Origin of the sequence: Psychroflexus sp. MES1-P1E (genome assembly GCF_002836055.1) — a bacterium.
Lineage (GTDB): Bacteria > Bacteroidota > Bacteroidia > Flavobacteriales > Flavobacteriaceae > Psychroflexus.
The window spans coordinates 1-15,622 of sequence record NZ_PJBS01000331.1 but is presented as its reverse complement, the minus strand read 5'-3'; the positions used below and the strand labels follow the sequence as shown (position 1 = coordinate 15,622).

The 15,622-nt window shown below is 34.4% G+C and carries 15 protein-coding genes; 3 read left to right on the top strand and 12 right to left on the bottom strand.

Going from position 1 to position 15,622, the window contains the following annotated elements; all coding sequences use genetic code 11:
- The 6 genes from CXF67_RS14780 to CXF67_RS14760 form a co-directional block, all read right to left on the bottom strand.
- Positions 1 to 317 (bottom strand): hypothetical protein (locus CXF67_RS14780; RefSeq protein WP_145990480.1); only part of this gene is annotated, 317 nt, incomplete at its 3' end.
- Between the two features lie 17 nt (positions 318 to 334).
- Positions 335 to 964, bottom strand: coding sequence for a trypsin inhibitor-like cysteine-rich domain-containing protein (locus CXF67_RS14775; RefSeq protein ID WP_102089441.1), 630 nt, complete (start codon positions 962 to 964; stop codon positions 335 to 337).
- A gap of 307 nt (positions 965 to 1,271) precedes the next feature.
- Complete coding sequence (locus CXF67_RS14770; RefSeq protein ID WP_145990479.1) at positions 1,272 to 1,655, bottom strand: hypothetical protein; 384 nt, start codon at positions 1,653 to 1,655, stop codon at positions 1,272 to 1,274.
- Positions 1,656 to 1,670: 15 nt separating this feature from the next.
- Positions 1,671 to 2,546: a hypothetical protein gene (locus CXF67_RS14765; protein ID WP_102089439.1), complete on the bottom strand. Its 876-nt coding sequence runs from the start codon at positions 2,544 to 2,546 to the stop codon at positions 1,671 to 1,673.
- Positions 2,547 to 2,645: 99 nt separating this feature from the next.
- Positions 2,646 to 2,801, bottom strand: a complete 156-nt coding sequence (locus CXF67_RS18345; RefSeq protein WP_180957982.1) for a hypothetical protein — start codon at positions 2,799 to 2,801, stop codon at positions 2,646 to 2,648.
- 670 nt (positions 2,802 to 3,471) lie between these two features.
- Positions 3,472 to 5,850 (bottom strand): T9SS type A sorting domain-containing protein, encoded by a 2,379-nt coding sequence (locus tag CXF67_RS14760; RefSeq protein ID WP_102089438.1) that lies wholly within the window; start codon positions 5,848 to 5,850, stop codon positions 3,472 to 3,474.
- A gap of 194 nt (positions 5,851 to 6,044) precedes the next feature.
- On the opposite strand from CXF67_RS14760, the gene CXF67_RS14755 reads away from it, so the two are divergent.
- Together CXF67_RS14755 and CXF67_RS14750 are read left to right on the top strand one after the other, a co-directional pair.
- The gene (locus tag CXF67_RS14755) at positions 6,045 to 7,145 is read left to right on the top strand and encodes an acyloxyacyl hydrolase (protein WP_102089437.1); all 1,101 of its coding nucleotides are present in this window, start codon (positions 6,045 to 6,047) and stop codon (positions 7,143 to 7,145) included.
- Between the two features lie 49 nt (positions 7,146 to 7,194).
- Positions 7,195 to 7,944: a GIN domain-containing protein gene (locus tag CXF67_RS14750; RefSeq protein WP_102089436.1), complete on the top strand. Its 750-nt coding sequence runs from the start codon at positions 7,195 to 7,197 to the stop codon at positions 7,942 to 7,944.
- A gap of 12 nt (positions 7,945 to 7,956) precedes the next feature.
- Here the strand turns inward: CXF67_RS14750 and greA are convergent, their stop codons facing one another.
- Positions 7,957 to 8,433 (bottom strand): transcription elongation factor GreA, encoded by a 477-nt coding sequence (greA, locus tag CXF67_RS14745; protein ID WP_102089435.1) that lies wholly within the window; start codon positions 8,431 to 8,433, stop codon positions 7,957 to 7,959.
- A gap of 109 nt (positions 8,434 to 8,542) precedes the next feature.
- Between greA and CXF67_RS14740 the strand changes: the two genes are divergently transcribed.
- Positions 8,543 to 8,968 carry a hypothetical protein gene (locus CXF67_RS14740; RefSeq protein ID WP_102089434.1) on the top strand — a complete coding sequence of 142 codons (426 nt, stop codon included), beginning with the start codon at positions 8,543 to 8,545 and terminating at the stop codon, positions 8,966 to 8,968.
- Here CXF67_RS14740 and CXF67_RS14735 read toward each other — a convergent pair.
- The 5 genes from CXF67_RS14735 to CXF67_RS14715 form a co-directional block, all read right to left on the bottom strand.
- Positions 8,961 to 9,929, bottom strand: coding sequence for an ABC transporter ATP-binding protein (locus CXF67_RS14735; RefSeq protein ID WP_102089433.1), 969 nt, complete (start codon positions 9,927 to 9,929; stop codon positions 8,961 to 8,963). The two genes, CXF67_RS14740 and CXF67_RS14735, sit on opposite strands and share 8 nt — an antisense overlap.
- Positions 9,930 to 10,015: 86 nt before the next feature.
- Complete coding sequence (locus tag CXF67_RS14730; RefSeq protein ID WP_102089432.1) at positions 10,016 to 12,610, bottom strand: T9SS-dependent M36 family metallopeptidase; 2,595 nt, start codon at positions 12,608 to 12,610, stop codon at positions 10,016 to 10,018.
- A gap of 142 nt (positions 12,611 to 12,752) precedes the next feature.
- Positions 12,753 to 13,316 (bottom strand): DUF3332 domain-containing protein, encoded by a 564-nt coding sequence (locus CXF67_RS14725; protein ID WP_102089431.1) that lies wholly within the window; start codon positions 13,314 to 13,316, stop codon positions 12,753 to 12,755.
- Between the two features lie 79 nt (positions 13,317 to 13,395).
- Positions 13,396 to 14,661 carry a BaiN/RdsA family NAD(P)/FAD-dependent oxidoreductase gene (locus CXF67_RS14720; protein ID WP_102089430.1) on the bottom strand — a complete coding sequence of 422 codons (1,266 nt, stop codon included), beginning with the start codon at positions 14,659 to 14,661 and terminating at the stop codon, positions 13,396 to 13,398.
- An 85-nt stretch (positions 14,662 to 14,746) separates the two neighbouring features.
- Complete coding sequence (locus CXF67_RS14715) at positions 14,747 to 15,343, bottom strand: N-acetylmuramoyl-L-alanine amidase family protein (RefSeq protein ID WP_102089442.1); 597 nt, start codon at positions 15,341 to 15,343, stop codon at positions 14,747 to 14,749.
- Between the last annotated feature and the right edge of the window lie 279 nt (positions 15,344 to 15,622).

The following is a 15,622-nucleotide window of genomic DNA, read 5'->3' as shown; positions in this document are numbered from 1 at the left end:
AAGAAACTTGAAGTTTTATAAAAATAAATGGTTTCTTCATCATTTCGTTTTTGGTCTATTTCATTGTACTTTTCATTTTCGGATATGAAATTTCTTAGTGAAATGCATTCTTTTGGATTAGAAACTAGTTCAATTTGATTTGTTTTTTGATTTGAAGCTCCTACTTTTTCGCTATACCTTTGCTCATATGCATTTAAAAACCAATCTACATTTTGTTTACCAGCAGGAAAATCTGGCGAACATGGATACTCTATTTCAGACTGGCTATAGGTTGAAAAGAAAATAAAAGTAATTAAGTTTAAAATAATAAGTTTCATAAGTCTTGTATTAAAAATTAATATCCGCATCGTTGGTAAGTTTGTAAATTAGATGTTCTTGAAAAATCAAATGAGCTTATTTGATCGCCATCAATTATATAACCTAATAAGCCGTAATCATTTGTTTCATTCATCAAAGCAACTAAAAAGTTATAGTCTGGTGTACTCGGTCCTCCAATATATTCTTCTTCAGCCCCATCACATATACTTCTTCTATCTTCACCCAGGTAAAAAGGATGTGTATGTACTACCCCAACTAGATTACTAGGAATTGTTGAAGCCCAATTTACTGGTGGATCTATACCACAAGGTGTCCTCGTCCAAGAAGAATCAAATGAAATAAATTCATAGCTCCCTCCATTCTGGACAATCCATCCTCCATCTTCCAATCTTGATTCCATAGGTACATCTGGGTTTGTCGCTCCACTAGATTCCCAAAGATTATCAAAGGCAATTTGTATATCTTGTGAATTTATTATATCATCATTGGTAGTGCATAATTCTTTCTCAATACAGTCTCCTTGCAGGTTTTCATAATATCCTTCTGGACAGTCACCTTCTACGCAGTAGGTTCCGGTACTATTAGGTACTTGGCCTAATGGGCATTCTAAAGTTTGGGGATCATCTCCATCTCGCAAAATGGGCACTGTCCCTGGATTTGCACCTCCTCCTCCGCCTGGACCTGGATTGGGTGGGTCTGGAAACTCACATGTAATACAGCCACCTCCGCCACTATCACCTCCATCATCGCTACATTGAAGCTCAAAAAAATAGTTTGATGTTTATCTTGGAAACTCTATTTCCAAAGACAAACTGTAGCTGGCTCTTGGGGATTAAAACTTAAAAGCCCCAAATGAACAAAAAGTTAGAAAACTTGTAATTCGTAATTCCATGTGATATCAACAAAATCTAACAATTAATTTTAAGCAGCAAAAATCTAAACTTTTCTACAATTTATAGTCTAATGTAAATTAATCTTTCGCCTACACCCCCATTTGGTAATTGATAAACTAGAATTAATCTCTCATCTGTTAAAGTATCAATCTCATAGTGATATTCTTCATTTGGATCATTAGTGTTTTGTGTTATCAAATAATATATTTTAAGCCCACTATCTGTGACATCATTTTCGATGGAATAATCATATTCTTCGATAATTTGAGAATTGACAATATTTTTTTTAATTTGATTAGTATTAAATTCAATTTTTATATTGTTTTCATTTTCCAAGACCCAAGTACCAGTTATCAAATTTTCAAAAGGCATTGCTTTACTCGAGACTTGAGCTTTACAACTTAGAAAAGATAATAACACAACAACTTTAATTACATTTTTCATCATTTTTATTTTTAATTAAATACAATCTATAAACTCATTACTATTTTCATAAATATTTTTTCTATCGTTTAAACCTTTCAGTCCTCCATTTATTTTTTTAGTCACGTCTTCAACTGATGTTTCTTCATCTAAATTAATTGAATTTAATACGTTTATCTCATAGAACCAAAGTGCACTTATTATTGCTAATTCGAGATCATTATTTAGTAAATCAGGACTTTCAATTAAATTTATATCAGAATTATAATTTTCTTGATAAAAAGAATTAAAATTCACAAAATTATTTCTGCCAGTTAATTGAAAGACTCCTCTTCCTCTATATTTGTAACCATCTCCATCATTGATATTACCTAATTTATAATTTGATCCTCTATTTGCATCATTATAGACATAGTTAGCGAAACTTTCATGATCAACAAAAATAGTACTAATAGAGCTAGAATAATCGTTTGGATTTTCTTTATTTGGATCTAAATATGTTGTTGGAGGGTTTAAATATGATGTATAAGGGTTGAATCTTGATTGCCAGTAATCAATTCCAAGCTTGTTAACTCTATAATTTAAATTTTCTTCAAAATCATTAAAATTTAAACTTTCATGTCCTGCCTGAGATAAAAAATGCTTTAATTTTTCTTTGGTATTAATTCCAAAATCCTGCCCATATAGATTTATAATATTTGCTATTTCCTGTGAAACTTCAATATCTAGATTTGGGAAAAGTTCTAAAATATCTTCACTTGAAGTATCACAGTCCTCTTCTTCCACACACTCCCCATTACTATCTCTTGTATACCCTTCTGGACAGTCTATTAATTCACACTCTCCAAACATATTAGGTTCTTCGCCTTCTCCACATTCTACGATGATGGGTTCATCTTCGCCATCTCCCAATATAGGCGCCGTTCCAGGATTACTTATACCTCCGCCTGGACCTGGATTGGGTGGGTCTGGAAACTCACATGTAATACAGCTACCTCCGCCACTATCACCTCAATCATCGCTACATTGAAGCTCAAAAAAATAGACACAATATCCGGCTGTACATATAAAACCAACTTGGGTGAATGCACATGTAATCACTCTATTTTCAGGCTCAAGCCATATTCCTTCCTCCACATTGGTTTCTGCTAATTGACTTCCTGTCATAAAATTGAAAACTTGTATTTTTCCAGAATATGTTCTTAAATCCCTATCGGAAGCTAGCCAATCTTGGTCTGGGAAATACCGGAAGACATAGAATTCCTTTAGACCACTGGGTTTATTTTCAATGACTAAATTATCGTAATAAATGTCTTTTTTTTTTCTGGCTACTCTTCAGAGCAATTGTATAAGTAACAATGTCTCCGTTTGTATTTCTAAATGCTGGACTATTCAGGTCAATAAAACCAAAATCTAAAGCAGTCTTTTTTAAGTAAATAGCTTTCAAATTTGATTTCACATCTTGTGGAATGTGATTAAAATTCAGTTTTTTGGTCAAGTTTTGTTCCTCTTATGCTGGAGTCCTCAGATCATCATCGCCACTGCTACTAGGGCTGAACCACGACTTGTAAAGTTATTTAGTGAGCTAATTAAAACACTTTAGTGGATTTTGTAGACAGTCTACTTATGCCACTTTAAACCTATAATGTCGCAATAAATCGTTTCTTTTTTGCTTGCTTTTTATCAAAAAATAATTGCCGTAGCTGAGGCTATTCTAATTATTTCTAACTTCGATCAATCAAAAAACCTGCGCTGAACTAGGTCGCAGTATGATTCAATTTACTACACGACATTATAAATTTAATTTGGTGTGACAACTCTATAGTTTTATAAGTTTTTAGGTAACACTCAATTCTGAACTACTAAATTGTATTAAGTAAACACCCGATGACAAATTGCTTACATCTAAAAATTCTAAGCTATTCCCACTAATCTTAGAAATTATTTTCCCCTGGATATTATAAATATTCACTTGCTGAATAGGCTGTTGAAAAGAAATATTCAGAGTATTAGCGAAAGGATTGGGATACACTTCAAGACCTAAACCTTCTTCTGTTGTTATCCCTAGAGTACAATTTTCATCGTTTGGATTTGGCACTTCTAAAAATACGGAAGTAAATTCCACACAAGTAGGATTAGCCGTATTTGTGACTTCAATTTGTAGGGTTTCAGAACTTGTAGCTTCATATAATACATCAATATCAACCAGCTCATCTGAAGCTGTAAACACATTAACTGAAAGTTGAGCTAAGTTCTCTGAACTACTGGTGACGAAATTAGGAATATCCGACAAATCAAATAGTGCTATACCTGTTTCTGAGTCTAAACATTCGGTTATATTTTCTAAATCGTTAGCTTCCGAAGAAAAGGAATTCAAATCAAAAGAAGAGGTGCTGAAACAAGACTCTGAATTTTCATTTTGAATGCGTACAAAAATCGTTTCTACTAAAGAATCTACCAGATAGTTCTCTATATCAATTCCCTGCTCTTGTAAAGAATTTTCATTGTTTTCTGCCTCTTCAAGTAAGTTAAAAAAAAAGACCCCAAAGTCTACTACTTGGTTACCTACGGCCTCAGGAATATTTAGACTCAAATCGAAAGTTGTACTAAAATCAAAATCAGTACACACTTCTAAATCCAATAAATTGCTGATTACAGGTATTGAATTCAAGGAAACATCAAAACTAACTTCACCGAAACAACTGATAAAATTTTCGAGAGATAATATTGCAGTTATTGTTGTATTTGCATTATTAATCGTGAAAGCCGAAGGAGTATCAATTCGTACATCCTCTTGGAAATACGCCACTAGTAAGTCGATGTCATCCTGACTTCCTTTTACATCAGAATCAAAGATGGTTAAATCAATTGTTAGATTATCTTCATCGATACCAAAACAAAAGTCAGTATTTTCTGGTTGAAATGCAATTAAATGATCAGCATCCTGAAGGAAGAAAAATCCAACAGAAAAGCATTCTGTTCCATCTGTATTTTCAATTCTTAAAAATAAGAATTGTTCAAAATCATTTAAAGGAAATGCTGTTGGATCTAATCCAGAATTCGTACCTGCATTGGCATCAGCTAAAGTGAAATGATAAGAAATAGTAAAGTTTCCTGTTTGGTCTCCTATGGCTAGAGCATTATTTTTAGTTAGATCAAATATAGCTTCTTCATTTTCAGCAGAACACGCAATGATATCGGTGATGTCTTGAACCTGTGGAGTATAGCTTGGGAACACTATAAATATTTCTGTAAGGGTACAATTATCAAAAGAGGAGCCTAGAACAGATAAGCCAACAACATAACTGACTTCTACTGTAAGTGGATTATATGAATTAAGGACGACTTGATTTTCAAAATTCGAAAATGAAATGTCATTCCCTGCATTATCGATTATAGTGAATTCCGTAAAACCGGGTATCAAAGGAAGATCTAGATTATTAATGACTAACGCATCATCTAAGTCTACAAATACTTGTCCAGAGCTCCCGGAACAAACTTGCAAATCAATTATTTCCACATCATCTTCTTGTTGTTGATATGTATTCAATTCAAATTCTGTTATATCAAAACACAAATTGGCATCATCAAATTCAATCCTCACTACTAAGCTAAATTTCTGAACAGATCCGTTTTGGGGGTTTATGGGAAAGCTTTCAGGATTCACAATCTCATTTTGATTATTATTTGCATCCGTTAAACTTTCAAAATAGGTAATATTAAAATTACCTGATTGACTTCCTATAACATTAGCGTTAAGTTGGGTTAAATCAAAAGTATCGCCAGCATCACAATCATTCACATAAAAATTTCCTAAAAGGCTAGTAAGTCCTGGGTTGTTAGCCACTGGCACATCGATACTGATTAAAAGAAATGTAGAGTTACCGAAGTTACTCTCATTAACATTTTCTACTACATTCACCCAAACCTGAGCTAAGGCAAAACTTCCATTAGAATAATTTGTTGGGGTAGAAATGGCGTTAAAAATACTATTATTATTGGAGTCTGCTTGATTATCAAAATAATACACGCTAAAGGTATTTGGTGATAATACATTTAATGCGTTGCCATCATTTAAGGTCAAATCAAATCCCTCTATTGGAAATTGAAAACATTCGGTAAGATTTACAGGAGAACCAATTTCTAAGTCTTGTGATTGAATGAAAAAAATATTAATGAAGCTCAATAAAAGGAGGTAACTTAATTTTGTTTTCATAATAATTTATGTAGGGTCTACATTAATAAAACAATTAGATCTTAAAATATCCTACTTAAAAAATTTAATTTTAACACTTAAATATAAATTGTTTCAATTTCAACTCTTTTATCCGCTTTTCATTTCGATCTCAGACATATATCCGTGCACCTCATCAAAAAAGTTTAAGTTTGTTATAATCAGTTATCCTATAAATGAATTCAAAGTCCGGCTTAACTTTTTCCTTCCTATTATTCTTAACCATTGGTTTAGCCCAAGAGAAAAAGAACTCAGATGTATTCCATATAGATTATTTGTATGGAAAAATTATGAGGCATAGTCCACAAATCTTGCATCTTATCCAAGGGCCAACTCAGGGTGTTTTATTTTCTTGGGAACGAGAAACCTTTGGAGAGGAAAATTGGCAACAGTTCTTTAATTACCCTAGTTATGGTGCCTCTTTACTCATCCAAGACATGGGTTCGCCAGAGCTCGGTAAGGTCTACAGCATTCATGGAGAGTATAAATTCTTTTTTTGGCACAGAAAACTAAGCCTAAAAGCTGGGCTTGGCGCAGGCTATATTCCCAACTCATACGATCCTTTAACCAACCCAAGAAATACAGCTTATGGCTCGACGTTTACAGGCTCTGTTTTATTTGGTTTAGATTATCGCTTTCAAAATATTTTCAATTCACCTATTGACTTTAAGTTTGGGACATTTCTTGTTCACTATTCCAATGGAAAAACCAAATCACCCAACACGAGTACCAACAATTACGGAGTTCAAATTGGGTTAAGTCATTCATTTTCAGAAACAGAAAAAAGCTATAAAACTTCCGTTTTAGAACCCATTTCTAAGTCCTGGTCCTGGGATTTTTTGGTAGCAACAGGTGCAAATGATAGTGGAATTTGGGGAGAATCTAATGAAGCTTTTCTCACGTTAACTACTTCCGTAAATAAGAGACTATCTCACCGAAGTGGAATACGATTTGGGCTAGATGCATTCTTCACCCCCTCAGTAAAAACATTTATTAACTATAAGACAGTCGCATTTCAAGAAGAAAATAACTTCCAAGGAGATGAAGATTGGAGGAGAGTTGGGTTATTTTTAGGTCATGAGCTTTATTTAGGCAAATGGAGTGTACTTTCTCAAGTGGGTTACTATATCTATTATCCAGTTGATTATCTGGATAGGGAATATTTAAAAGTTGGCTTAAGACGCTATATCACAGATCACTTTTACGTATCGCTTTTACTCAAAACGCATTATTCTAAAGCAGAGGCTATAGAATATGGAATAGGGATACGCTTATGAAAACCCATTATGAACATTTAAAAAGAGGGCACAACACCAACAGACATACATGAAAAAATATATCACCCTATTAATTTTTACTTTCTTTCTCAATTCTTGTGATGCAGATTCTACAAAGGATTGTCTTCGGGGAAGTGGTAAAACTGAAACGCGAGTCTTAGAGATTTCAGGATTGCAACAAATTACCATCAGAGAAAATATAAGCCTTGAAATTAGCTTTTCTACAGAGGAAATTTTGAAAATTATGGGGGGTAAATACCATTTAGATCAATTAGAAATTATTCAAAACGGCAATGAGTTTGAATTCAAAGTCGAGGGGCTTTGTAGTACTGGTTTTTCTGAAGCCCCCATAGTTTTAAAGCTTAAAAGCTCAAGGTTAAATTACGTTAGAAATTCTTCTCAATTTGATGTGATAAGTACTAATACACTCGAGTTTGAAAAGCTCTCGTTGGTATCTGAAGATTTCAATGATACTGAAGCCTTAAACTTGGGTAACTTTAAAATTGAGGTTGATAATTCTTTAGTAAACATAACAGGCTCAGGAATATCAGACTTTGAATTAAGCGGGAAAACTGAACGTCTCAACTTTCGTACGGTTTCTGGTTCGGGTACCGTTTTAGCTCGCCAACTAGAAGCTAAGGTTGTTACTTTTTTTCATCGGTCTTTTAGAAATGCAGTAGTCACTCCAATCCAGCGCTTGGAAGGGGAAATTCGCTCATCCGGTAATATCATCAGCACAAAAAAACCTCCACATATTGATGTAGAGGCGTTTTATACAGGTCAGCTTATCTTTGAATAAGCCTAATATTTATTAATCCCTTGAGACCTCAAGAATTTCAAAAGTAATCTTCCCATTAGGTACTTCAATTTCAACGGTATCTCCCGCCTCTTTTCCAAGTAAACCTTTACCAATTGGAGAATCTACAGAAATTCTTCCCGCTTTTAAGTCGGCTTCGCTTTGGGCCACCAGCTTGTAGGTCATTTCTTGATTCATCTTCACATTTTTCAACCTCACTTTGCTATGGATCAATACCTTTGAAGTATCCAATTGAGACTCATCAATCACCCTTGCGTTAGCCACAACTTGTTCAAGCTTTGCTAGTCTCATCTCAAGCATACCCTGAGCTTCTTTTGCGGCGTCATATTCAGCATTTTCACTTAGATCCCCTTTATCCCTAGCATCAGCTATATCTTGTGAAGCTTTTGGACGCTCTACATCTCTAAGTTGTTCAAATTCAGCTCTCAACTTTTTCAATCCTTCTTCTGTATAGTACGATACTTTACTCATAATTCCTACGTTTATATATAACAAAAAAAGAATCCCGAATATTTCGAGATCCTATACTACAAATATAATATTTTTGTACAATCAAAGCCATAAGGCACTAAAAATTAATATGAAAGCTGTTTTATTTTTAATAGGATTTATCCTTTTAACAAGTTGCGAAAGTGACGATAACCAAAGACAAAATCCCAATTTACTCAACATAAATGTAAATTATGAGGTCAATTTAAGTCTTCCTCAATTTAACAATCTCAACTTTAGTGGTAATTCAGTTTATATTCCAGGACAAGGTAATTTAGGGCTTATCGTTGTTAATTCAGGAAGTAGCTATTTGGCTTGGGATGCAGCAGACCCAAACTTAATACCGGAAAATTGCTCAAGACTTATCATCGAGGGGCTTAATGCCTCATCAAGATGTAACGACTCTGGCAATAGTTATAGCTTGGTGACAGGTCAATCTCTTGAAGAGGAGTTAAGATATCCCCTATTTGCCTATAGAATTACAGAAAGTGGTGGTGTCTTGAGGATTTTTAATTAAGCCGACTATAAATGAGTTTTTGATTAAATTGAAAGTTAACTTTTGACCCTTTTTCTAAATTCGTTTCTGAAACAGCAAAAATGCTTTTAGTTTTATACTTCATCTCTACCAAATAATTTGAGCCTCTAAAAAACATCGATTTTACTTCAGCCTGAAAATCTCCCTTTTGGCTAATGTTAATTTCATGAGGGTAAATGATGATTTCTGGTGTCGTAGACTCGAAACCAAACTCTTTTGAATTCAAAAGGTTGACATCCCCAAAAAGAGAAGCGCAATAAAAATTCTTAGGCTTGGAATATACTTCAGTGGTCTGGCGAAAGTCTATGGATTTTCCATTTTTAAGGACCATGGTATAATCTGAAAAGGGTAACACATCGTCTGCATCATGGGTAGCAAAAATACAAGTGATCTTTTCTTTTTTCAAAAATTGAAATAAACGACGCCTCAATTGATGTTTCAAAAATTGATCTATGTTGCTAAAAGGCTCATCCAACAGGACAACTTCTGGAGGTTTAGCTAAAGCTTGGGCAATTGCTACTCTCTGTTTTTGTCCACCACTCAGCGTTTTTACTTTCTGGTCTTTGACCTCTTCTAGACCAAAAAGAGCGACAAGTTCATCGCTTCTTTTCTTATTTTCTTGTGGAGTTTCTCTTGATAAATATTTTTGAATATTCTCTTCTGAAGTTGTAAACGGCATTAAATCGAACTCTTGTGAAAGATATTTGAAATTTGGAAAACCCGGTACCAAATTATGAGCAGGGCCTAAAACTCGATGATTTTTCCAATAAATTGAACCTTCATCTAAATCAAAAAGTCCATAAATAGCTTTAATAAGCGTACTCTTACCACAACCACTTTCTCCGATTAAGGCTAAGTGATCGCCTTTAGTCAGTTCAAAGTTGATTTCTGAAGCACCTTGACCATTACCATGAAAATAACTTAGGTTGTTCACTTTAAGCATAAAAAACTATTTTTTGCAAATATAAACAAAGCAAAAAGACCAAAGCCAGAAGGCTTTGGTCTTAAAGGTATATATACTAATAATTCTTACTGAACTAGAAGCTTTTGAGTAAAAGTTTTACTTCCAGATTCAACTAAAACAATATACATTCCAGAATTAAGTTGTTGAACATCCACACGTTGATTGCTATCTGACATTTTTGATAGAATCAATTTACCGTTTAAGTCATAAACATCAACTTTAGAATTTGAAAGATCCGTATTGGTCAAACTTAAGTTGAAATAATCTTTAGCTGGATTTGGATAGATTCCAAAGGTTTCTGCTCCAAAACCATCGCTGGAAAGCGCACAGTTTAATTCTTCATTTGGTGGAAGATCAAAAGCCTCAACTTGATCAGATCTACTCCCAGAACTTCCCTGTTCAGCGCTCCATCCTAAACCTCTTTTAGCAAAAACTTCCCAAATCAAGCATTGATTGACGCCATCGTTAGCTAAAATATCAGCTTGTAAAATAGCATCTCGACCATCTATAAATCCAGGAGAACAGCCCTGGAATTTCATTCCGTCGATAACAAGTTGCATATTTATATTATTACCACCAGTTCCGTTATATAAGTCAGAATCAAAACCATATTGATCAATTAAAGACCAGTTCAAATCCCAAAGCATAGAAGCCCAAACAAAACCAATTCCGTGAGGTCTGCTTATGCTAGATCTATTTGTGTAATCATAAGTAGCTGGGTTAACAGAAAAGTTTGTACTATATCTAAAGGGTCTGATTCCTGGACCAGTTATCTCTTGATTAATAGCATAAGTCCCAATTCCTCTTCCTTCGGTAGCAATATCGTCGGCTGAAATGGTCATCATTAAACCTAACCAGTCGCTCCAACCTTCACCCATTTGCTCATCGTTACGTAAACAATCTGCATTTTGTGCTCCAGCAGTTAAACGGTTAGAAACACCATGACCATACTCATGAGCTATAATACCATTATCAAAATCACCATCTATTTGATATGGACCACTGTTGACCAAAAAACCTGAGACGTTTTCTTCTGCAATTAAAGCGTCTATAATAGCCTCTCCGTCAGTTTGACTAACCATTATTGAAGGAATCACTATTCCTCCTGCATCATCTCCACCCATTGTTATAGGTGCTCCGGGAACATTGTTTACCATGATAACAGCTAAAGCACCTGCTTCTTGGGCTTTTAAAATTTTACTAACAAAAGTACAATCTCCCCTTCTTATAATTACAATTTTTTCATCCAACTCATCAGGGTTTGATACAGGTTGGCAAATATCATTTTCATCTGGATCTACTTCTTCATCTTTAGCCAACGCAAAGTTGGCTGTGATCGCTTCTGAGGTTAATGCAGGACCAAACCCTGCTGGTACAGCATCGTATTCCCCTGCAAGACTTTCTGGAGTTTCAACAGTAAGCGGTGCCTCTGGTGAACCTGAAGATGACCATAAAAACATCTGCATTCTTGGTCTAGCCCCATCTGGAGGTGTCCCAAAATTAGCATTATTAAGCCCTCCTCCATCTTGAGCTTCAGCTCTTACGTAATCGTTTCCAAAAGCTTCACTTGTGTAGTTCGTTTGTTGAAAATTCCCAGAAGCTTCATCAAATCCATAGTAAGACCACATATCGTGGATGATGTTGTTCCAATAGAATAAATTTGTTATGGCTGCATCCTCGTTTAATTGTGGTGGTTGATTAAAATCTAAAGGAAAATCAAAATTTAAATCATCCCCACCATCAGGCGAATATCCCGCAACATCTGCAGCACCTCTATCTTCATAAGCATAGACGTTGTTACCTCTAGTAATGGTGTGATCTGGACCTACTTCTCCATTTGTATCATGCCATCCAAAGGGTGAAAACTCATTGTCTGAAGGGTTTCTTACTATCGCTCTATCCCCATGAATAGGAGATTCAACAGGATAAGGATATACATTATAAAGGGCACCTTCTTGTAGAAGATTTGCACCTGTAGTCTCTTGGATTTGGGAAGGTGTTCTGAATGTTCTGCCCACAATAGTAGAATGGTCAAAATTACAATTTACAATCCAATCCATTTTATCCAAAATTCTACCATTTGAAGCATCAACTCTAACGCTCCACCAATGTGAACCATCTATCATATGAATTGATAAATCCCAAGCTAGATTTAATACGCCACTTTCAGATTTGTAATAAACAAGCTGAACAGGAATATCATCAATCGAAACTCCAGATTTAGATAAGATTAGGTTATTTGAAGATTTAGACCCAACAATTGAAATATTGGTAGGATTACCAATACCTAATTGAGTAGAAGCAGTATTTAAAGCTTGCTCTGGAGTTAATGCGGGAGATTGAGTTGATATTCTTGAAGCCAAATCAACTTCATAATCATATTTAGCATATTTTACCGAGCTATTTCTTATTACAAAATTTCCTATTGCATTATGGACTGGTATTCCAGAATAGGTTTGCTGAGCATAAATAATATCAGCATTTGTACTTTTAGAAAAATGCTGTGAAGCAAGAATTAAGTCGGAGAAATCATCTGTAAGCAACAAATTCTCAGATTTTTTTTGTTCTAAATAGTTCTTTACGATATCGATTTCAGTCTGAGCGCTCACTAAGGATACGGAACTGAAAATCAATAAGAATAGGAGTAATTTTAGTTTCATGTTGTTTTTTTATTAATTTCTTAGCAACTTAATTAAAAACTTTCTTAAATGAAACTAACGCTTGTTAATTTTTTTAAATAAAAAATTGACATTTTAGAATCAGTTTTCGAAATCACTATAAAACTAATTATTTAGCCTCCGCTCACATTGAAGTTTTATAGTCTGCTACTTTCCACTGAAGCAAAGTTAAATTTTGTTCTTTTGAAGCATTTGGATCTATTTGTATAGATTCACCATTGGGAGTATGCACCATATAGAATCCATCCTTCATAGATGCTAATTTAATCAGCTCACCACCCTCATTTATTGAATTCCATGATTTATTTTCTGGGGTAAACACCATTTCTAAAGTTTTACCTTTATTTTCTCCTGAAAACACTTCAATGGAAAAATGATTTTGAGTGGCTGTCATTTTTATATCTTGTCCATTAACTTTGGCGTATTGTATTTCTTCTTCACCTTTTACCATTGCAATGGGATTATCGCCTGTCCAGAATTCTAGAACATTGAAGAATAAAACATCCCCTGAAATAAATAATCCATAAATAGGGACGAGAGCCCAAAAAATTAAACTGTCCAGAAATTTATTGTCGGTGACGCCGTCGTTCCAATTTCTTAAAGAATTAAACGCACTAAAAGAGCCCAAACAACTTGTGCTTAATAAAGTCATTGATAAAACTCCGCAAATAAAAATTTTCTTTTTCATTGTGCTATTTTTTAAAGTTTACAATTCTAACATAACTTGAAATTCCTAAAAATTATTTTGGATAAACAGAAATTTAACATTAAAATGATCTGCTCACTTCTTGAGAGCAGATATAGGCACTAGTCCAAGCACTTTGGAAATTAAAACCTCCTGTCACAGCATCTATGTTCAGAACTTCTCCTGCAAAAAAGAGATGATCGTGGAGTTTACTTCTAAATGTTTTAAAATCAATTTCTTTTAAGTCTACTCCACCAGCAGTGACAAATTCATCTTTAAACGTACTTTTCCCGTTGACATGCAATTCGCTTTCACACACCACTTCAGCAAGATTTTGAAGTTGAGCTTTGTTGATATCAGACCAATTTAAATCTTTGTCTATATCAATATACTTTAGCAAACTCTTCCAAAGTCGCTTAGGCAAACTCTCTATAGCAGCAGAATAAACAAGTTGCTTGGGATGCGAGGTTTTAAGATCTTCAAAATAAGATTTCAAAGACTCTATGTTGTGATCGGGGAGCCAATTTACTTTCAATTGAAATTGATGGCTCAACTCATTAAAAATTCTAGCACCTCTTGAAGAAAGCTTTAAAATGCAAGGACCGCTCATCCCCCAATGAGTAATGAGCAACGGACCCGAAGAGTGTAAAGTTTTTAATCTTTGCTTAGTAACGCCCCTATCTTTTGTTGTAAACACTTCTACTTCGGCATTCACACTTATCCCAGACAAACCCTCTATTCGTGGATCTGTAATATTAAATGTAAATAATGAGGGAACAGGATCTACAATTTTATGCCCTAAGGCTTGTATTAGTTTCCACATTTTCGGACTACTCCCCGAAGCGATAATAAGTTGTTTTGTATGAATAATCACTTTAGAACTCTTTAACTCCCAGAAGTAGTCTTGGTTATCGATTGGGTTAATTTCCTCTATTCCTGTTTGTGTTTTGACTTCGATACCATAGGTGTCCACTTCTCTTTGAAAGCAATCTATAACCGTTTGGGAAGAATCAGAAGTAGGAAAGACTCTGTTGTCGCTTTCAATCTTTAAACTCACCCCTTTTTCTTCCAACCAAGACATCATATCTCCAGTCATGAATTGATGAAAAGGACCTAATAGTTCTTTATGTCCGCGAGGATAATTTTTGGAGAGTTCTTTAGGTTCAAATTCTGCATGGGTCACATTGCAGCGGCCTCCTCCAGAAATCTTAACTTTATTGAGAACATTCTTACCTTTTTCTATAATAATAATAGTTAACGCTGGATTTAATTCTGCGCTATTAATAGCGGCAAAAAAACCTGCAGCACCTCCACCAATTATAGCAACGTCTGTTTTTAAGATAGTCAATCGATTTATTTTCTTGCAAAAATAGACTAAAACTTAAACTTCACTAAAAGAATAATGACTCTATTTGTCTTGAACCTAAGAGCTATTAATTTAAAGAAGAAACAATTTGTTTGGCTAAGAATTTCTGGCCAAATTCTGAATTTAGATATTTCATGTCCTCCGCGTTGGATAGAAAGCCAAGTTCAACCGTCACCGCTGGGCAATCTACGTTATTTAATAAATAAAAATTTGCGGATTGAAGCGTTGCGGTCTGAAAGTCTTTTTGCTTGAAAGATTCTAAAATCTTAGTTCCAAAATAAGAAGACCTGACTGTAAAATCATTACTAGCCACAAAAACCTCTACACCATTTCGGTCTCTATCTTGAGAATAATTAGCGTGTAAAGAAATAACTAAATCTGGAGATAAGGTTTTGATCCGTGACACTCTATCTTGAAGGGAAATGAACTCATCTTCAGTTCTCAATAAAATGATTTCAATATTTTTATCAGAACATAAAGCTTTGAGTTGTATGGAAACATCAGCAACAATTTGCTTTTCTAAAATAGAATTGAGTTGAGCACCACCATCTTTCCCCCCGTGTCCAGCGTCGATTACTACTTTAATTTTTTTAGGATTCGTAGGGTCGGCAATAGCGTAACTATAACTAAAGCAAAAACACATCAAAACACAAATTAATTTCATAAGACTCATTTAAGGTTTGAAACTAAGTAATTCTTTACAAACATTAAGCTTTTTTTATGAAAAAAAATAAACTTTGAGTCTTGTACTGAATGAATTAAATCTTTACATGATTTGATAATTGCAATTTATGAGCTGCCATCAGGCCTCAAGATCATAAGATAAATTCTTTGTATTGCTCTGCGAACTTATAAAGCCTATCGATTTTATACAAACTATTATAGGTTTTCAGGTAAGAAAAGTCTAATTTTTTTCTTGATAGGTACTCGTAAAACTGGACTG